Source organism: Bradyrhizobium mercantei (assembly GCF_001982635.1).
Lineage (GTDB): Bacteria > Pseudomonadota > Alphaproteobacteria > Rhizobiales > Xanthobacteraceae > Bradyrhizobium > Bradyrhizobium mercantei.
Genome location: NZ_MKFI01000002.1, coordinates 586,857 through 606,580 on the forward strand (window position 1 = coordinate 586,857; position 19,724 = coordinate 606,580).

Sequence of the window (19,724 nt, forward strand, 5' to 3'; positions counted from 1 at the left end):
CATGTGGTCGGCTGCCCGCTTGATTGCGGATACTGCGTGCGTCATCTCTTCCAAAATTTTGAGATGAAGCAGCCCCATCTGGTGCTGAGCGATAGCGAAGCGGTGGACCTTCTCGTTGGCCATTGGGCGTTTCGGCCGCACACAACCCCTATTCAAATCTTCAACCGGGCGACCGATCCGTTCCTGCCCGGCGTCAAGGACCATCTCCTCGAGACGCTTGATCGGTTGGATAGCCGAGGGCTCACGAACCCCGTCCTCGTCATCACCCGATGGAAAATCGAGCCCACCGATGTCGCGCGACTGGAGCGCCTCAAGAACCTGCGCTTGACGGTCTTGATCACATGGTCAGGTATAAACGATGACCGGATTGAACCCGTCGACAGCCTCCATGCCGAAAACTCACTCCGTGTTCTTAACGAGAACACAGCTAGGACCAAGTCGATTCTGTACTGGCGTCCGCTCATTGCAGGTCTCAACGACAGCGACGAACACTTAAACCGCGCTCTGGCGTTGTCTTCGCTCGCCGGCGCCACAGTCTTCACGGGTCTATTCCATCGCGCCGAGATTCGTGAGTATCTTCGGCTTGCCGGCGTCCCCGATATCTATCCTCAGATAGCGCGCAGAAAAATCCTCCCGGCGGAGACGGAAATGCGTGTCCTCAGCGCACTCAAGGATCGGCCAATTTTCCGGAAGACGTCTTGCGCAGTAGCCTATTTGCACCGCACAGCTGACTACAACGGGCACTACGGAATACGAGAGATCTGCGATATCTGCCCTCCTGAGCAGGTCGCGCGATGCGCTTTGGCCCATCGTCGGCCGGAACTTTCAAGGGTAAGAGAGCTTGCCGAAATAGCTAAGTTGGATGCTGATCACATCGACATCGATGAGCGTAGAATCGAGGTCAGCAATAGCTCCGAGCAGCAGCGTTACTTCATTCAGCACACGCTGAACTACCAGGTCCATGATCAAGCGCACCCGCACCTTTACGGGCGGCATGGTCGGGCGGAGGTCGGATGGAAATAGAGACCGAGCGGTTCTGGGTCGTCGACGTCGAAGGCAGCGGCGGTTCCCCTCCAGAGATCGTCGAATTAGCGATGCTGGAGGTCGAACATCTGGCGTTGACTGACAACAAACGCCATTGGTTCGTGCAGCCAGAACGCGGGATCCAGCCGGCTGCCACACGGATTCACGGGCTGACGGACGACGACGTCGCCGGCGCTCCATCCATGGGCGACATCGCGGACGACGTTGTCATTTGGCTCGAGGGCGCGCCTATCGTCGGGCACAACGTCAAGGTCGAAGTTGAAATTCTCAAGCGATCATTGCCTGATTGGACCCCGTCGGCCGCCATCGACACCCTGAAGCTTGCGAAGGCCCTCAAGCCTGGTTTGGCGTCTTACAGCCTAGCCAATCTGGGAAACGAATTCGGACTTGCTGATCAAGCCGCGCAGCGCACGGGGGCACAGCATCACTCTGCCCTCTACGATACGACGCTGGCCGCGCTCCTGTTTGTCCACTTGCTTTCCCCTCTGACGAGCGATGAACGCCAGACGGCGGTTAGGGACGCCAACATTCTTGATCCGAAGCAAGGATCCCTCTTGTGATCTCACCTCCGATAAAGATTGGCGTTACAGGTACTCATTCGACAGGCAAGACCTCGTTCTTAGATGCTCTGGAGCGAGAACTCGTCCAGATCAATCTTAGAGTCCGCCGCTTGGGCAATTTCGCCTCGGACGCGCAGAAAATGGGATTTCCGATCCTGAGAGATCATAACTACGATAGCACGCTGTGGATCATGACCCAGTGCATGCGCCTCGAAGCCGAGGCCGCCCTCTCCACTGACGTCATTCTGGTCGATCGTCCGGTCATCGATGCATTGGGCTATCTGAGAGCCGCGCTGCATCTTACACACCGAAGCATCGGAGATCGACGGCTCGATGAATTGACCGCGATCGTTAGGGTGCACACGCCCGAGTACGATCGACTGATCAAGACATCCCTCGACAAAGATATCGACCTTGGCGTTGGACGAGACCAGGACGAGGAATTTCGTGAAACCGCCGCGTCGTGGATCGATCGGCTCGTCTCCGACAACGCGCCGGACGCGCTGACGCTGACTTCGTCCAATCAAGACACCATTGTGCAGGACGTTGTCCGATACGTCTCGTCCCGCCCTGCAGACATAGACACCGATGGATAGCTCCTCCTCCGCCCTGAAGCGCCGGATCGGATTGGGCTGTATGCCGTTGACCGGGATTTACGGGCCAGTTTGCCGCGATAATGCTTTAAAGATCATACACCATGCGCTCGATTTGGGTGTCTCCAGCTTCGACACAGCGGAGCTCTACGGGCCGTATGTGAATGAAGAGCTGCTGGCTGAAGCGCTTGGCTCAAATCTGGCGCGAGTGGAGATTGCTACCAAGTTCGGATATCGCATTCACGATGGTAAGATCGCGGGGCTAGACAGCCGACCCAAGTCGATCCGCTTTGCGGTGGAAGGCTCGCTGCGGCGACTGCGTCGTGACTACGTGGATGTCTTGTACCAGCACCGGCCTGATCCCGCCGTCCCGGTCGAAGATGTCGTCGGCACAATGGCGGATTTGGCGCGCGAAGGAAAAGTGTTGGCTCTGGGTTTGTCCGGTGCTCAGCCAGACTCGCTTCGGCGCGCCTCCGCGATACACCCGATTGCTTTCATCCAAAATGAATACTCTCTGATCGCCCGCGATCCGGAGAAGACGCTTCTGCCGAGCCTCCTAGGAACCCAAACTCAATTCGTCTGCTATTCCCCCTTGGGACGCGGGATACTTGCAGGCAAGCTACCGAAGGCGACCCAACAATCTCCGACAGATTACCGCAACAAAGATGATCGGTTTCAACCGAAGCGCCACGCCGAACTCGTCGACCGGCTTGCACCGCTGTGGCAGATCGCCGCCACCCGATCCGCTTCACCGGCCGCGATTGCCCTTGCCTGGCTGCTATCCAAAGGCCCCACAATCCAAGTCATTCCCGGTGCGACCGATATCGAGCAACTCAGGACAAACACGTGTAGCACGGACCTTATCCTAACAGATGGGGAAATCGCGGCTCTCGACCTCACCATCTAATTCCGCATTGCCTCCCAAGAGCGGATTCTCTTCCGACTAGGTATTTCCCAAGGTCAGTCAGAATCCAATTCAACCCGTGCTGGGAAAAAAGCAAACGTGTGGGATTTGGCGCTCGATAGCCAAAGGTCATGGCGCTGCCACAACAAGAAACTCGCCCTTCTGGATGGTTTTTGGTGCTGCGGCAACTCTTTTCGGTCTGCTGTTCTGTTCTATGAATGCGCCCGTCGTGTTAGCTGGCATTCGCGACCGATGACCACGCCTTGTCGACGCCGTCGACGATCGCGGCGTTCAGCGCCTTCGTCACACGATCCGTGACCCAATCACTTTGGTGCAGTCTGGTTTCGTCCCCCGGGTCGACCATCCGATCGAACGAGATTCCCTCGACCTCGTACAAGGCTTCCATAAACGTGAAGCGGCGGAACACATTGACGCCTTCGGCGTCCGCCGCCAACTTGCTGATTGCTTTCACCATCGCGATCGCCTTGCCCTTCTTGGCAGGCGTCAGGACGGCCGGTACATATTGGAGGTCCATCAGGATCACGTCGGCCCGCGTTTCATTTCGCAGCTTGACGAGCCCGTCGTGGATGGCGTTGATGGTTTCGTCGAATGTGGGAGGCGGCGGCTTCAGGTCCGAGCTTTGCCAAACTGCATTCGTTCCCACCTGCCAGATGACGAGATCGGGTTGCTCGGCGATGACATCGGTATTGAACCGCTCGAGCTCGAGCGGCGCTTCCTGGCCGCCAATCCCTGCGTTGATCATGGTAATCTTGGCGTTCGGATAAGGGATCTGAAGAAGCGACGGCAGCCGGTCTGGATAAGGCTTGATGCTGCCTTCGCCCGCCGTCGTCGACGAGCCGATCGCAACGATCTTGGGCCTGCCTCTGGTGATGCCGCGCGCAAAGTGAGGCAGGTCGCGCTCAAAGGGGACCGGCCCGATGGGGATGGTCTGCGAGGGATCGTTGTCCACGGGCCACCTGCCGATTGCAGCCGAGATCATGTAAGTTGGATGCAGAATAGCGCGTCTAGGCGAGATGGCCTAGCCTGCCGCACCAAACTCTCACGTGACGGGCTGGGTCGTTCGTTGGCAATGGGTGCCAATACCCATCCATCGCATGCTGATGGCTCGACTGTCTCGATCGGCCTGTCATCACGTTGACAGATTGGCCGAGTTGAATGCAACCTCTGGTAAATCGGCAGCGGAGGCTTGCAGGTGCGGCGCGCGGTTTCGATCGGTATTCTGGCCTTGGCTCTCGGCGTCGTCGCGGCCCCTGCCCGCGCATGGTGGGACGAGGGGCACATGCAGATCGCCTACCTGGCATACAAGCGCTTGTCCGACCCCGTCCGTGACAAGGCCGACGCCCTGCTGCGGCTCAACAAGGACTACGCGAAGTGGGCGGCGGGTGCGTCCGACGACAGGACGGCGAAGATGTACGCCTTCATTCACGCCGCAACCTGGGCCGACGACATCAAGACCAAGGAATACGGCTATACGCGCGATGCGGTCACTAGCCCTACGGCAGGCCAGAACATCGGCTACTCGGACCACAACCAGCATGCCTACTGGCATTTCAAGGACACGAACTTCTCGCCGGATGGCACGCCCCTGCCTGCCACGGACCCGGTCGATTTCGTCACTCAGCTGAAGGTCATGATCGCCGCTTTGCCCGCAAACTCGGGTGCGTCCGACGACATCCGCTCTTACGATCTCGTCTGGATACTGCACCTCGTCGGCGACGCCCATCAGCCACTTCACGCAGCAGCCCGGTACACGATTCAGATCCCCGACGGCGACGCCGGCGGCAACGCGGAGTCCGTGATCCCGGCGAGCGGCTGGAGCATGGCGTTGCACGCCTACTGGGACGCGATTTTCGGCGGCTACTCGTCGCCGTATGGAGCCGTCTTCGATGCCGACGACAAGGATGGGCTGTCCAGCGTCGGCGTCAGCCAGGCAGAGGTCCAGATCGCCGATCCGGCCGTCTGGGCTCAGGAGAGCGCGGATCTAGCCAAGCAATTCGCTTACATGCCGCCCGTCAGCACGGGAAAGAATCCGGTGCTTCTGACGCGCGACTACGAAACGAACGCGAAAAACGTGGCCCGGGCGCGGGCCGCGTTAGCTGCCGCCAGATTGGCCAACCTTGTCGAGACCGCGCTCAAATGACATTTCGCCGGCCGCCGGCAAAGAGAACTTTTGGAGGAACATCGATGAAACGGTCTATTGCGGCTATCTGCGTATGCTTCGCGGTACTTGTCTCAGGACCTGCATGCGCCGGATCGCCTCTCGCGCAGCTGACGCCGATTGCGGGCGCTCCCGTCTTCTTCGACGCCAAGCGGATCACCGCAGTGGTAGCCCTGCCGACCAACGAATTTACCGTCAGCGCAGAAGCGATCCGCCTCTCGCCGCAGATCTTCTTCCCGTTGCCGGCGGAGGTCGCGTCGAACGGCCCCAAGAAGCCGGTCACGCAGGTACTTGGGATCTTCGCCAATCTGATGCCGGTAACGGAGTCCGTGGACGACGTCCTCCAGCTCGCCGGACGAGATCAGTTCGCCCAGTTCACGCTGATGTCCGGCGAAACAGTCTGGATGCGAGCGTCCGCGGTCGGGTGGGTCTCCCATGAATTTCCGGCGGCCGGAATCCCGAATGCCGGCAGTTTTGTGGGACTCGGACTTGCGCCCGGTCGGCCGACCGCTCTGAAAGAGGACGTCGACCAGGTCCGAAAGGCAATCGATCAGATCGCGCCGTAATGGACGATTTTAATCGGATTTCCGTCGAAGCAATTTCAAAGGTGCATGCCGGAAGGCTTAGGCAGCTCTCTGCGACCTGGTCGGGAGCATTGACGGCAACCTCATCGACATCAAGGTCTTCAGGGACACTGAAGCCGTCCCGCAGACGCGATCGTATAGCACGCTCATCTGAGGAGAGTTCAGCAGATCGGCCGTCGCACGCAGATCGGCCATCGTCGCTTCGGGTGGAGGCGTCAGCACGATGACGTGGTTTTCCGCGACGAACGGCCCGACCTCATCGATGAACCTCCGGTCGACGACGGCCGCATTGATCCGACGCTTCTGCTTCCGGTTCGACGTCCGTTGGATCACCAGGCATGGCCGCCGCACGACGTAGGAAAGCTCGGTGTCGACGACGACGCGGTGACCGTCCACGTTCGCTTTCATATGGTCGAAGTCCACTGACCCGTCAGGTCGGATCGCCACCGCCCACAGCAGGGCGACAGATGACGCCGCGCGGATCTTCGAGATGCGGTCCTCCCATCGATGGGGGACGACGGGACCGACCTTGCCGGTCCAACCGATTTCCGACAATGACGCCCCCGTCGCGATCGTCTCGGGTGCGGGCATCTCCCAGCGCGCGCCTTCGCGATCGAGTTTGATATTGCCCAGCAGGCGATCCTTCCCGTCGCGCCCGAGGCTGCCGACGCGGACGGTCGGCCGCTGTTCGATGCCCCGACGCATCGTCACGACGATGCAGTCCTGGATGACGTCGAGAAATACCCGCTCGCGGTTTTCGATCCGATCGATCGCAATGATCTCGGAAGCAATCGACTTCCGGAACGCGGCGAATGACGGCCCGCCGATCATGCTCGCCGGCATGACGAACGACAGGAGACCGCCGGGCTTCACGAAGGTGCGGCAGTGATGCAAGAAGGCCATCGAAAGGTTGAGGTAACCGCCCCTGTCGGTGAGATCGGGCCAACGCCGAACGTAATTGTGGTAGTCCTCGCGACCGATCCTCGCGTAGGGCGGATTGCCGACTACCACGTCGTATTTGCCGACGGCATTTATCTCCAACGTATCCGCAATCTCGACGCAATCCTCGACCGCGCGATAGTCGCGATCGGTCGGCTCGTCGACGCCGCGCGCCAACGCCGCGCGCCATGCCAACAGATTCTTCGAAACCCCTGCGAGCCGTCGGTCGATTTCGATGCCGCGAAGAAGCTTGAGCGCCCTGCCGGCATCCGTCGACGGCAGCGAAGCACTAATGAGGCCGTGCAGGGGCGCCAGGAACGCAGCGCCGCCGGCCGCCGGATCGACGATCGAATGCCGCGTCGGATCGTACCCGTGAGCAACGAGCCTGCTCAACACGTACGTTGCCAGATACGGAGGAGTGAAATAGGCCCCCAGACGTTCCCGCTCGCCGGCCTTGAGTTGAAGCGCCGCGACCACCGCAGCCGCGTGTTCCCGCCACTCAAGAGGCAAAACCCTCAACTTGGCGTGGGCGATCCGGACCGGATTCGGAGCGCGCGTGATCCGGCCGTGCGCGATGCTGGTGGCCGGATCCGCACACCGCCATTCCTCGGTGTCGATTGCGCGACGGACCGCGCCGAAGAAGCGGTTCGTGACCTGCTGGTAGCTCGTCTGCTGCTGATTCATCGGAACACAGTAGCCATCGTGCCGGAATTTCAGAACAGATATCTCTGCAGCTTTTTTTGTTAGTTAACGGGATAAATGACTTTCCTATATACCTATATTTGACCACATCAGGCCGGCATGGTTAGCTAATGGCATATTCAGGAAAACGGATGATCCCATGTCCTCCTGTTCAGCCACAGAATTCGATTCTAGATTGAAAAATTCCTGGTCAATTCAACGCACGAGGGTGGACGCATGGGAGGTTCGGCCCTTTCCGCCCCTCGAATGGGTCGAGTTCGAAGCATTCCTGTACGGCACGGCGACCACCCTCTCAGCCGTCGTCGGGTCCGCTCCGAACCTCGAGCGAGAGCTGGCCGAACTGGTCGGCTCCTACCTCAGCCGAGAACGGATCGCCCAAACGGATACCCCCGCGTCCCCACCGCCCGGCCGGGCCTGGTCGGCCATGCCGCTCGCTGCTCTTTCGGGCGGATTCGTCGACGCGATGCGGCGACTGCATGCCTATGGATCGATCGGCACGCTTCTCGATGACGATTTGCCCCAGACGGCGGACCAGTTCGCCCGTCGGATCGAGACGGACATCGAGACGCTCGAATCGCTTTTGAACAAGCTACCGAAGGTTCCTGCCGCATCCGGACGCCTGAACCTGCAAATGCTGCGCGACATCGCCCTCGCGCGCCTTGCCGTGGATGAAGGAACTCGGCAGGCTCCGGCCGCCGGCCTTGCCTGGCTTGGGGGCGTCAGCGTCAAGACCATCCAAAACCTGCTCTCCCGGCAGCAACTCACGGGCTCAGCGGGATCCGCCGATCCTCACGCGGCGCGGAGCTGGCTCGCCGACCGTAAGGATTGGTCCCGCTCTTGTTGGCGCGAGGCAATCGAGGCCATCAACTCCGGGCTCGTAGCGCCTTTTCAGGAATTCGACTCCCAACCCGATGATGCGAGGTCTGCCGGCAAGGAGAGCGACGTCGTCGAGTGGTCCTTCGTGCCGCGGGCGGCGGACGGTGCCCTATTTCTTCCGGACTTGATGCGTCAGCGAGGCTGGACGATCGGTCCTCGCGGGGCCGAACGCTCGTTCGGCGATTACTGGCGTGCGCTCGAGCATTTGCAAAAGACCGATCGCCCGCATTGGCGCCGCCCGAACGAGGCCGGCGCGTACAACATCGTCGTCGGCAAGGACTGGGTGAGGATCGCACGCGGCGAGCTCGAATTGCAACTGACCGCGGTGCTGAAGACCGGGGGACGTCCATGAGGGGACGCGATGGAGACCCGAGAAACCGGTTCGGCTCCAACCTCGACGTCATCAGGCAGTCGCAGCAGAACGATCGCGAGCGTCGGCGCAGCCTGCTGTCGAAGCCCGCCATCGATCGGCCGGCCACGACCGACGGCCCTCCCGGCAAGAGTCCCGTTCGGGACGCGCGCCCGGTACTGCCGGCGCTGCGCCTCTATCACCGCTCGGATCTCGGGTCGGAGGTGAACTACGTGCCGGCGGCGGCGAGCGCGGTCTCAATGATCGCCGACGCGCTGGTGGAGCGGACAAGCAGAGTCGTCTTCACTTGGCCCGACAAGCTCAACCGGCCACTCGGTGCAACGATCTCGGCTTTGCTGCGCGCACAGTCCGCTCAGCCGATGCTTCGGTCCACGGTCGCATACTATCCGTTTACGGACCGCAAGACGCACAGCCTCAAGTCGATCCTGGTGGACGAGCAGGATCTGGCGACCCGCTACCTCGATTTGATCCGGAATATGGACAGTTCGAAGTATCACGGCGCCGATTACCAGAACGCCTATCTTCTGAAGAGCCTCAAGGACGCTTCGCCCAACAAGGCCGGAGCGAACGTCAGCCATCCCAATCTGCGCGAATTGATCCCGACCTTCGGACCGCTCGCGCATAATCACGTCATTCGCTACGCCGACCGCGACGAGGACTTCCTTGGCGAGATCGCGTCGCGCCGGACCCTGATCCGCGAAGCCTCGAAATACCGGCGCGAGATCTCCTCGAAAAGCGCGGCGCCCATCGCGATTCTCGGGCTTCCCGCCGCCGTCGACGACATCAATCGTCTATTCAAGACCGAGTCCCGACTGGCGGAGCGATGCGACCTCGTCGTCGCCGACGCCACTGACGTGGCGTTCGGTGGCGCGGACGCCTGGCTCAAGGGTCTGCGCCGCATCGCCCACCTCGTGGGCGGCCTTCCCCGCGAGGTGCCGATCGTCGTCATCACCCAGGATGGCTTCATCGCGAAGGCCGCCGCGGAAATTTTGGCGAAGCGTGCCGCGAACGGCCGCACCGTACCCGAACGCGCCAAGATCGACGCCTTCGTAAAGATCGTCCCGAACGATTTCACGGCGCAGGGAGGCGGCACGGACGGCTGGAACACGGTGTCGTTCGCCACGCATCTGAAGGCCGAAGAGCTCGCGAAGTTCCGGGCCGACGCCCTATCGCTCGCCGCCGCTCTCCGAAACGCCGGCTATGCCGGCGCGGCCGACGCTGTCGTGAAGGCGATTACCTTCGTAAGAACCGTGGCCTGCCTTCCGATCCCTCTGACGGAGTTTCGCGAACATCTCGACTTCATGGAGCGGGCCGGCGCCGTGAGCGATTTCGTCGTCGCCAGATATCGTTACCTCGCCGTCGCGGATTCGCTGCGCAAGGCTGAAGCGACCTCCGACAGCTTGGGAGATGCCGTCTTCGCCTTTCGCCAGCGCACCGAGGCTATGGTCGAGCGTTACGCCGACGGCGGCGAGGTCTCCGAGTTCGTCCGAGAACTGATCTACAAAGCGGCCAACAAGGCGAACCGCACAATAGTGGCGTTCCGCGACCGCGTCGTGCTCTCCGCCATCTCGGAGTGGCTGGCCGGCCGGGACGACGTCGATCAGGAGAAGCTCGCGAACAAGTTGATTCTGACGACGACGGAAGCGCTCGCATCGACTTTGTCTGCGACGTCGCGCGGTGCGCCGATCGACTCGCTTCTGCTCGTCAACCCGAAGGTTCGCGACTTCGAGCGCATCATCCTGTCGCCTTCGCTGCCCCGCAAGGTCGGATTGATAGGCGACGGGGGAATGCTCGGTGCCATCACAACCGTACTGGCGCCGGTGCTGCCGCTGTTCGCCGGCAAGCCGGCGGAGCGGCTCGGCGCCGTTTCGAAGAGCCTGGCGCAGTGCGCCGAAGGGCTGACATCGTTCGACTTCGAAAAGACGATCTCTCCCGAGTTCGAGCCCGACCTGACACTCGATTTCACCGTGCAGGACTCCTCGGACGGCGCGCCCTACGATGGTCCCGTGATCGAGCTCCGTACCGAGGACGGCTACCTCCTGCGGCTGCTGCCGCAGTCCGAATGTCTGGTCATCCAGGACGACGATGTGAACCCGTTGCGGGGACTGGCGGCGGAAAAGGTGGCCATCGGAGACCGCATCTTCGTCTTCAGCCGGGACCTGCACGATCGTATCGAATTCCTTCTCGGGCCCGTGAAGTCCGAGGGCACGACCCTGCTCTCGTCCTACCAGAAGGCGGTGCGCGACCGCGTCGCGCTGATCCCGGGCGGCAGACAAGAGCAGGCACAGGAGGTTCTCGCGCGGATGAAGGCTGCGGCCGAGGAGATCGACGAGACGCTCGACGTCGGCCGAAACGAGCTTTCCAACGTCCTGCGTTGGATGTCGACGGGCCGCGCCGGCGGCCGTCCGGACGCGCCGCGCTCCGTCAAGACCTTCGCGATCTTCATGAACGCGCTAGGCATGCCCGAAATGATGTCCGCGCAATACTGGTACAACGCGGTCGTCAGTTCCCGCGTGATGGCCATCCAGGTCGGTCTGCACGCGCACAGCCGCGCCCAGGAGTTCGTGAAGAACCCGCACGCCTTCTATTCGCGTGCCGCCGAACGGAAGCCCGAGCTCAAGCAACTCTGGGAAGAGATGGTCCGCAGCGCGAGCGTGATCGTCCAGAAGGATCTCATTTCGGCCAAACAACGCAAGGAGCACGCCCGATGACAGCGGCACCCACCGGCCTTCCTGGCGTCAATTCGGCGCTTCGAGATGAACCCGACCTCGCGCAGGAGCTCAAGGAGGCGGTCTGCGACGCGCTCGTCAACGCCGTCGCGTCCAAGGCTTCCGGCACCGGCGCCTTCGGAGAGATCGTGCTGGGACAGCGCCCGCGAGACCAGTTCTCGTCCGGTTTCCTCCTCAACCAGCTTTCGTCGGCCGGCGAGGACGAGAGCAGCGACATCCGCATTGCGGTCCACGGCGCGAGCCTCAAGCTATCGGACGGCGCACAAGGCGAGATCGAGGTACGACCGCATCTGGCGGTCTACGTGCGGGTGCTTCCGACCTGGCAGGATCTGGAAAACGACATTCTCGGCCTTCGTCCGAAGCCGCGTCTCTCCAGACCCGTCCGCCTCGAGGTCAATGCCGAGGCGGGGAAGATCGCGGAGGCCGCGCGTGGTGAGGGCGACGCTCGCCCGCGGAAGGTCATCTTTAAGGAAGCCGTCAGGAAACTGCTCACGAAGCGCGGGGTGCGTTTCGAGAAGACCGAAGAGCCCGTCGTCATCGTCAATCCGGAGGAGGAGCCGGAGAACACGCCGGATGCTCCGCCCCTCTCGTCACGGAAGGTCGAGGCGGTCGCCGGCGAGGAGACCCCCATCGAAGTGGCCGAGACTGTCGACGGAGCGGTCTATCCGGACGAACTCTGTTCGCCCGAAGATATTCCGATGAAATTCCGACGCCTGTACGTCGCCCTGCCCGTGCTCATCCTGCCGTTGCCGGGCAGCGCGGAGGAGCGCGCCAGGCTCGTCCGCGAACATTCCATGCAGATGTGCAAGGCCATCGAAGCCGCCTACGACGACTTCATCCGCTCTCCCGAGGGCGACCAGTGGTGCTGGCGCAAGCAACGCCTGCGTCCGAGCGTCTTCCGGTCCCGGCAGGCCTGGGAAGCAGCTCTCGCCAACATCCGCGCCACACCGGTCAACAAGGCTCATCTCTGGCCGGATCAAATGATCGAGATCTCCATCGAATGGGCGGCCAGTCCGATCGAACCGAACGTCGTGCAGGCCGCGATCGGCCTCCTGCATCGCTCGTGCGGAAGCGTTGGAGAGCAGGAGGGCGACGGCGGAATCTTCCAGGTGCGCGTCGACATCGAGGTCCGCCCCGCGGCCGCGTTGGTCCCCTACGTTCTCGAACGCGTCAAGCCCGCCTACGACAGCCAGGGTTTCCACTCCATCTTCGCGGCCGGCTGGAACGCCGGAGTAGAGCGGGTATCCTTCGAGGGAGGGGTCCGGCTGACGACGACCTGGGCGCCGCGATACGTCCTGCCGCGCATCGTCCCGAACCGTATTGAGAACCTCGACATCGACTTTAAGACCCTCGCCGATCCGAACATCGAGATCGATCAACTCGATCTTGTCCCCGAAGCCTTCGGTCGCTGGATCGCCGAACAGCGGGCGACGGTCGACCCGACGACCGGGCTCGATCCCTTGGACACCGTCGGCCGCGAGCGCGAGCGGGAAAAATTCGAGCAGGACATCGTCGCCTACGGAGAAGAGGTCGCGGACCTCCGCGTCGGCATCGATCTGCTCAAGCGCAGCCGCGAAATCTGGCTCGACGATCCGACGTCGGCGGGTGCGGCGCCGTTCAAGGCCTGGTATCTGACCAACCGAGCGTTCCTCGAGGTCGGACGCACCGAAGCCAAGACGTCGTGGCGCCTGTTCCAGCTGGGCTTCATCCTCTCCAACCTGGTTTCTCCTGCAACCAGGCTGAAGGAATTCGAGCATCTGTACCGACCCAACAAGGAGTCGATCGAGTCGGCGTCCCTGCTCTATTTCGCCACCGGCGGCGGCAAGTCCGAGGCCTTTTTCGGCCTGCTATTGTTCACCCTCTTCCTCGACAGGCTGCGCGGAAAACATCGAGGGATTTCGGCACTCATTCGCTATCCGCTGCGGCTGCTGACTGCGCAGCAGGCCCGACGTCTCGCGAGGGTGCTGGCGAAGGCGGAGATGATCCGCCGCGACGAGCGCATCGCCGGCGCCCCATTCGAGATCGGCTTCTGGGTCGGAAGCGGCAGCACGCCCAACAGGCTCGCCAACGGCGACCAGGTGCTGGATGAATTCAAATGCATCCCGGCGATCGATTCCGACGCGCATGCCGACGAGCCCGCCAACCGTCGCGACCCGGCCTACCTCGCCGCGCTGCGCGACTACGACAAGCTGCCGAACTGTCCGTTTTGCGACCGTCCCACCGCCCTGCGCCGCTATCCCCAGGAACAGCAGCGGCTCGGCATCGTATGCCTCGAGGCGGCATGCGAATGGAACGTCAGGACGAAGACCAACCTCCAGCGGCCGCTGCCCTTCCTTCTGGTCGATTACGACATCTACCGGTCCGCGCCGGCGATCCTGCTCGGTACGATCGACAAACTCGCTTTGATCGGACAGCATTGGTCCACGATCAACCGGATCGGAGGAATGTTCGGGCTCGCGCGCCTCCTCGACGACAACGGCCTCATCGAGACCCCCTACGATCTGAACGTGTCGAAGGCGATGGAAGGACGCCGCACGATCGCTCCGTCCTTCTCGAACGGAGTCGAAGTGTTCGTCGATCCCGTGCCTTCCCTCATCATCCAGGACGAAGCCCACCTTCTCGAGGAGAGCCTCGGCACCTTCGCCGGCTTGTTCGAGACGACGTTGTACCAGTGGTTCCGCTCTCTGCGCCCCATCCTGGGCGACCGGATGTCTGTTGTGCCCGGCGGCGATGGGGACATCCGGCTTCCGAAGGTCGTGTGCGCCACCGCCACGATCTCCGATCCTGAGCGCCAGATCCGCGTCCTCTACCAGAAGCGCGTGCGGCAATTTCCCCGCAAAGGCACCCGGCTCTACCGATCGTTCTACGCCAATCCAAGCCGCTTCGAGGGAAGCGCCGGAGAGCGCAACGATATACTGGCGCTCCCCTCGACCGAGCCGAGTGCGGTCGAGACCTATGCGCCGTGGGCGCGGGTCTACGTCAGTCTTCTCACCAACGGTCGCCCCCACACGACCGCATCCGTCATGATCCTCGGAGCCTTCACGGCCATCGTCACGATGCTGCTGCGCGATCTCTGCTCCGGAGATGGCGCCCGACAGTCTGCCGCGGTCCGCCTCGTCGCCTCGCATCTCGGCGCCGGCCCGCTCGCCGGCCGCCATGGTGCCGCGCTGGCTCGCATCGAAGCTGACGCGCGTTTCGACGTCCTGGCCTCCACGGTCGACCTCCACCGCGTGGCGCTCACCTACGTCACGAACAAGAAGGGTGGCGACCAGATATTGTCCGCGCTGCCCGGCATCGCGGACCGCCAGCATAAGGATTTCGGGCCGTCGGCGATCGTCGAAGGCATCCGCACGGACCTGATCAGCGGCGGCGTGGAATCCGGGACGGTCGAGGCGATCGTGCGCCAGGCCGAACGGAGGTTGGATCCCACGACCGAGGACGTGCAGGATGTGCTGCGGATGATCGTGGCCACGTCGGCGGTGTCGCACGGCGTGGACGTCGAAAACTTCAATTCGATGTTCTTCGCCGGCATGCCGACGGCGATCGACGAATTCATCCAGGCGAGCTCGCGCGTCGGGCGCACCCACGTCGGATTCTCGATGTTGATCCCCACTCCGCAGAACCGGCGGGACCGCTTCATCTTCGAGGTCCACGAGACATTCCATCGATTCCTCGAGAGGATGATCGCGCCGCCGGCCATCGAGCGCTGGGCCGATCGCGCCGTCGTGCGCGTCGTTCCGTCCCTGATCCAGAACTGGTTGATCGGTAAGATCTACCAGGAGCAATTCGTTGCGGACTCCGATCCCGAGAAGAAACGGGCACGGATATTCAGCAAGGTCTCGTACGTCCGATCGCTGGTGAACCGCATGAAGACGGCCCCCTTCATCGACGGTCTGGAGAAATACATCGCCGGCTGCCTGGGCATCGACGCCGAAGTCGGCGGTGCCGATACGCAACGGCAGATCGTCACGACGATGGTGCGGGAGCGGCTCAGGGAGTTCGTGCGGCTGCTCGAACTGCCGACGGCGGACGGCGACCTCGCGGCGTTCTGGGAGCAGTTCCGCGGCAACGTGGACAGCCCAATGACCTCGCTGCGCGACGTCGACGCTCCGGGTACGGTGCGTCCTCAGATCTCGAGCCGCAAGGCGGACGCCAAGGATCGTTTCCAGAAAATGATGAGGTTCATCCGGGAGGGCGGCACCCCGCGTCCGACCGGCGTGGTCGAGGCGACGGCGGAGTTGCGAAATGACTGACGAAAACTTTTCGATGAAGCGCTCTCGTTCGCAGCTTGCGACGATCTACGCGCCGGGCGCCTTCTTCACGTTCGAGGGCGGCATGGGGGCCTGCATCGCCCATCCCGCCGCTCGCATCAGGGCGGACCTCACCGACATGCTGAAGAACCAGATCGTCGACAGCATCAACGAACGGGTCCGCAACTGGGAAGCTCAGGGCCTGAATTGTCGGCGGGAAGGCGGGCAGCCGCCGGTCGACCCGGAGCTTGTCCTCGACGCTCAACTCCGAAACGACGGGGCGGTCCCGCGACTGCAGGGAGACCGCCTCGCCTTTCTCGTCCCGGACGTCATGAACTACGTGCCGGAGCCGCTGACCTTCGTCTGCCGGCGGTGCGGACTGATGAAGGACTTCCGGAATGTCGAGGACTTCGAGACGCGCAGCGGCACTCTTGAGGACGGGTGCCCGCTCCGCATCCGGAACGAACAGTGTCAAGCGAACTGGGAGCAGCTCGACGTCGTACAGGTTCACTGGTCGGGTGGCTATCAACGCATCTCCACACTCTACAACCGTTGGGACCGCGACCGGCAGGACATCGTCTGGAATAGGGTCCAGTGCCATTGCGGCAACCCGCACTTCCTGCTCGACCGCACGTCGCCGACGTTCAGCAAGTGGCGCTTGATCTGCTCGGCCTGCAACAGCGCGACCGAACTTCCCGTGGTCAAAGATCCGGCCAGTTTGCGGGCCCTCGGCGAGGGCATCGCGCAGGGGCGCAACCAGCTGGTCGAAGTCAACATGGAGCCCGTGTCGTACCGCGCCAACAGCGCCTACTACGTCCAGGGCGATCGGGTGCTCGCCCTGGCGAACGAAGACTACTTCCCGCTCCTGCTGCGGGGGCGCACGGACGACCTCAAGAATTTCATCGCCAAGTCGTTCTCCTATCCCGTGCTCGAGATCGCCGAGGCGGACATCGAGAACACCCTGCGAGAGAAGAACCGTTCTCAGGAATGGCTTTCCTACCGGCAATACGCCGAAATGGCCGCCATGATGAAGCAGGCCAACCGGCCTGACCTGGCCGAAGCTTCGGTCAAGGCGCAGCAGGATCAACTGGACCGCTGGCGCGCCGAGGGTCTCATCCCTGATGTCTACCAGCGCACTCCCGCCTTGAATCAGGCGGTAGAAATTCGTGGTTCTGAGTGGAACCGAAAATTCGATCCGATCCGCCAGGCGATCGAGCACAAGACCCTCGAGATCGACGTGCTCAACGACGGCAGCAAGGTGATCAATGTCAAGGAGCCGAAAGAGCCGATCATCCCCGACATGACCGCGGCCGAAGTCGACACCACTAAACGGCGGATTTCGGACCTTCTCTCGATGCTAGGCGTCGAGGACATGCGTCTCGTACGCAAGTTTCCCGTGTGCGAATTCACGTTCGGCTATTCGAGGGTCGAGTCCGGCCCGCGCGTGGTTCGAGACAAGACCGGCGAAGCCTGGGAGATGCCGGTCAAGCTGAACCTCTTCCCTCGTGCCTACTTCCACGAGGAACACGTTCAGCCCATCTACGTCATGAAGCAGGACAACGAAGCCTTCTACGTCCGCCTCGACGAGTCCTGCGTGCGAGCGTGGCTCGACGCCAACGGCATCGCGTATACGCTTCCCGCACCGAACAGCAGGCTGGGCGCAGTTCTCATCGACGATTACGAAACGATCAATCCGGGAGGCCACGGATTTTCGAGTTGGCTCGACGAGTACCGGGGCAACGCAACGGCCGACAGCCGCAATCTATGCTCGTACGTCTACACGCTGCTCCACACGATGTCGCACCAGATGATGCACGCGGTCGCGCAGGTCTCCGGCCTCGAACTCGGCAGCCTCACGGAGCACATCTTCCTGCCGGATCTGGCGTTCGTCGTCTACAGACGGGGAACGACGATGGATCTCGGGTATCTGAGTTCGGCCTGGCGTATGGCCACGAATCCGACCGACGGCAACCTGATCCTGTCCTCGATGCTGGATCCGACCAGCCTGCGATGCGGCTCGGGAGTCCTTTGCGACGAGCGCGGCGGCGCCTGTCCGGACTGCATTCTGATTCCGGAGGTCTGCTGCATCACTCGCAACAACCTTCTTAGCCGCTCTGTGCTGCGAGGGATGGCGAAACCGCATTGGGACGTCGCTATCCCCCGCGACCAGAGCATCGAAGGCTATTTCGAGGTGGTTCGGATTCTGCGTCAGGGACGGCAGAGTCGCGAAGCGGCCGAATAGCGTTGCGCTCAAATCGCGACCGCGCGCGGCGCGACGCGTTCGATGGGAGCATACAGAAAACCGTCGGCGCCAAGCTGGACCGGTCCCTCGCTTCGGCGCGGCCTCGCGTCGAGGCGCTGGCCTGCGAGCGCTCTCCGGATGACATCCGCATCGACCCCTACGAACCGGATCGAATCCGGAATCGTTTGTGCGAGGGTCAGAGCCTGTCCAAGTGGAAACGGCAACACGCCAAGTGGCCCAACGGGTACGCCCAGATAGGTCGCGGAGGTCTCACCGTCCGACCCGAGGAACGCTCCTTCCAGCGCCCTGTTGCCGCCGGCGACGTGCTGCGCCAAAAGCTGCGATGCCATCTCGCTGAACCCCATGCCGGCCAGAAGGTAGCCGACATGGGCCCGAGCGATATCCTGGACCATATCGTCCCGCTCGTGTGCCGACGGGGGTTCGCCGTGGGTATCCGGATCGAGCACGTAGAGGAAAGCGTCGCGCGGTGGGATTTCGACTCCCCAGCGCGACATGACTGCCCACCCCTTGGTGCGGACGGCAGTCCAGCGCTCCTTGCCAGCCACTTTCCGCAACCTCTCGACCACGACGCCCTTTAGTTGACCGTCGGCGGTCCTTATGGGCCCGGGCAACCCAGCGCCGGTGCCGTTTGACGCTTGGCTCGTTCCCTTGGCCTCGGCGACCGCAACTCGATCCGATCCGGAGCCGCATATCCAATCCGGAAGCTCGGTCCCCTTCCCCGAAAGTCGGGTCACACGCAAACGCTTCGAGACGTTCGTCGGATCTCCGTCGATCGGCGTGAACCAGGCGAAATCGTGGTACCTGGTCAGGTAGGCCCGGGCAAAGAATCGTCCGAACAGGCCTGAAAACGCGCGGCGCATCTCCTTGCCGCGCCCCGGCCCGTTGCCTTTCCAGATCAGTTCGTTTCCGCCGGAAACAAGAAGCTCTTGGAACAGCAGGGCTAACGGCCTGCTCGATCCGCCGCCAGTCTGAAAGAGCTCTCCCATGGCGCATGCCGCCACGAAATCGGTGTCCACCTCGCACGTGCCGCCGGGACCTTTTCCGGAGAGCAACTCCTTCGGGCAGGCGCCAGGCGGCCGAACTACATAGCGAATCTTGTGCACGCCCATCCGTCAACGTCTCCGGCCCCCTCACAAATGCCCACTGAAGCCCAGGTTACGCGCATGCATCACGACGAGGCTTCCACCGCGGCTAAAATTCCCTTAGATTGCGCCAGTTGTCCCTGCAATCGATAATTGAACAACATTGTTAATTTTGGTTGGAGTATTAGCGGACGGAGGGATTGGCACCGCACTTCTTATTTCTCTTCTTGTCTTTATCGTTTTGCATGAGCGAAATGATCAGCGTTTCAGCGCAGTCTCCGTCCTCCGCGAATTGCTCCGGTGGTTGAATGCGGAGAGGTCAGACTGACAAGCTGTTCTAGGTCAATATGTCGAGGAGTACGCCAATCGCGCGGGCGAACTGGTCGAAAAGCATGCGCTGGTTACCCACGAGGTTTCCAAGGCGCTTGCGCGCGCCATTCGCTAGTGGCGCGGAGTTGGCGAAGGACAAAGTCGACGCACTCCCGTCCGTCAGTAAGATCCAGATAGGAAGCGAGCGCTGTGTCGACTTGCACCAGCTTCGCCCGCTGATCGTCTCGCAGGTTCGATAAACCCCGCGCATAGTGTGAGGATCCTCGAAGCAGTGACCATGATGCATTCACCTCAGATGTAGAACTTGAGGGATAGCTGC

12 protein-coding genes are annotated in these 19,724 nt (G+C 62.1%); 9 read left to right on the top strand and 3 right to left on the bottom strand.

Going from position 1 to position 19,724, the window contains the following annotated elements; all coding sequences use genetic code 11:
- Positions 1-36 precede the first annotated feature (36 nt).
- The 4 genes from BI327_RS10320 to BI327_RS10335 are packed head-to-tail and all read left to right on the top strand — an operon-like array spanning position 37 to position 3,104.
- The gene (locus BI327_RS10320) at positions 37-1,023 is read left to right on the top strand and encodes a radical SAM protein (RefSeq protein WP_245334763.1); all 987 of its coding nucleotides are present in this window, start codon (positions 37-39) and stop codon (positions 1,021-1,023) included.
- The gene (locus tag BI327_RS10325; protein WP_076860149.1) at positions 1,014-1,604 is read left to right on the top strand and encodes a 3'-5' exonuclease; all 591 of its coding nucleotides are present in this window, start codon (positions 1,014-1,016) and stop codon (positions 1,602-1,604) included. The genes BI327_RS10320 and BI327_RS10325 overlap by 10 nt, the downstream gene beginning before the upstream one ends.
- Entirely contained in the window at positions 1,601-2,200 is a 600-nt protein-coding gene (locus BI327_RS10330) for an AAA family ATPase (protein ID WP_083742014.1), read from the top strand. Before BI327_RS10325 ends, BI327_RS10330 begins: the two co-directional genes overlap by 4 nt.
- Positions 2,193-3,104, top strand: a complete 912-nt coding sequence (locus BI327_RS10335) for an aldo/keto reductase (RefSeq protein ID WP_076860150.1) — start codon at positions 2,193-2,195, stop codon at positions 3,102-3,104. Before BI327_RS10330 ends, BI327_RS10335 begins: the two co-directional genes overlap by 8 nt.
- A gap of 229 nt (positions 3,105-3,333) precedes the next feature.
- On the opposite strand, the gene BI327_RS10340 is transcribed toward BI327_RS10335, so the two are convergent.
- Complete coding sequence (locus BI327_RS10340; RefSeq protein WP_089025461.1) at positions 3,334-4,071, bottom strand: SGNH/GDSL hydrolase family protein; 738 nt, start codon at positions 4,069-4,071, stop codon at positions 3,334-3,336.
- A gap of 243 nt (positions 4,072-4,314) precedes the next feature.
- Here BI327_RS10340 and BI327_RS10345 point away from each other — a divergent pair, with 243 nt between their 5' ends.
- Both BI327_RS10345 and BI327_RS10350 read left to right on the top strand, forming a co-directional pair.
- Entirely contained in the window at positions 4,315-5,262 is a 948-nt protein-coding gene (locus BI327_RS10345; RefSeq protein WP_076860727.1) for a S1/P1 nuclease, read from the top strand.
- A 44-nt stretch (positions 5,263-5,306) separates the two neighbouring features.
- A complete protein-coding gene (locus BI327_RS10350) occupies positions 5,307-5,846 on the top strand; it encodes a hypothetical protein (RefSeq protein WP_143271573.1) in 540 nt (179 codons plus the stop codon).
- Between the two features lie 57 nt (positions 5,847-5,903).
- On the opposite strand, the gene BI327_RS10355 is transcribed toward BI327_RS10350, so the two are convergent.
- Entirely contained in the window at positions 5,904-7,487 is a 1,584-nt protein-coding gene (locus BI327_RS10355; protein ID WP_076860153.1) for an Eco57I restriction-modification methylase domain-containing protein, read from the bottom strand.
- 1,122 nt (positions 7,488-8,609) lie between these two features.
- Here BI327_RS10355 and BI327_RS42260 point away from each other — a divergent pair.
- The 3 genes from BI327_RS42260 to BI327_RS10375 are packed head-to-tail and all read left to right on the top strand — an operon-like array spanning position 8,610 to position 17,972.
- Positions 8,610-11,462: a hypothetical protein gene (locus BI327_RS42260; protein ID WP_159450428.1), complete on the top strand. Its 2,853-nt coding sequence runs from the start codon at positions 8,610-8,612 to the stop codon at positions 11,460-11,462.
- Positions 11,459-15,733 carry a helicase C-terminal domain-containing protein gene (locus tag BI327_RS10370; protein WP_076860156.1) on the top strand — a complete coding sequence of 1,425 codons (4,275 nt, stop codon included), beginning with the start codon at positions 11,459-11,461 and terminating at the stop codon, positions 15,731-15,733. The genes BI327_RS42260 and BI327_RS10370 overlap by 4 nt, the downstream gene beginning before the upstream one ends.
- Positions 15,726-17,972 carry a hypothetical protein gene (locus BI327_RS10375; RefSeq protein WP_076860157.1) on the top strand — a complete coding sequence of 749 codons (2,247 nt, stop codon included), beginning with the start codon at positions 15,726-15,728 and terminating at the stop codon, positions 17,970-17,972. Before BI327_RS10370 ends, BI327_RS10375 begins: the two co-directional genes overlap by 8 nt.
- Before the next feature lie 8 nt (positions 17,973-17,980).
- Here BI327_RS10375 and BI327_RS10380 read toward each other — a convergent pair whose 3' ends face one another.
- The gene (locus BI327_RS10380) at positions 17,981-19,102 is read right to left on the bottom strand and encodes a hypothetical protein (protein WP_076860158.1); all 1,122 of its coding nucleotides are present in this window, start codon (positions 19,100-19,102) and stop codon (positions 17,981-17,983) included.
- Between the last annotated feature and the right edge of the window lie 622 nt (positions 19,103-19,724).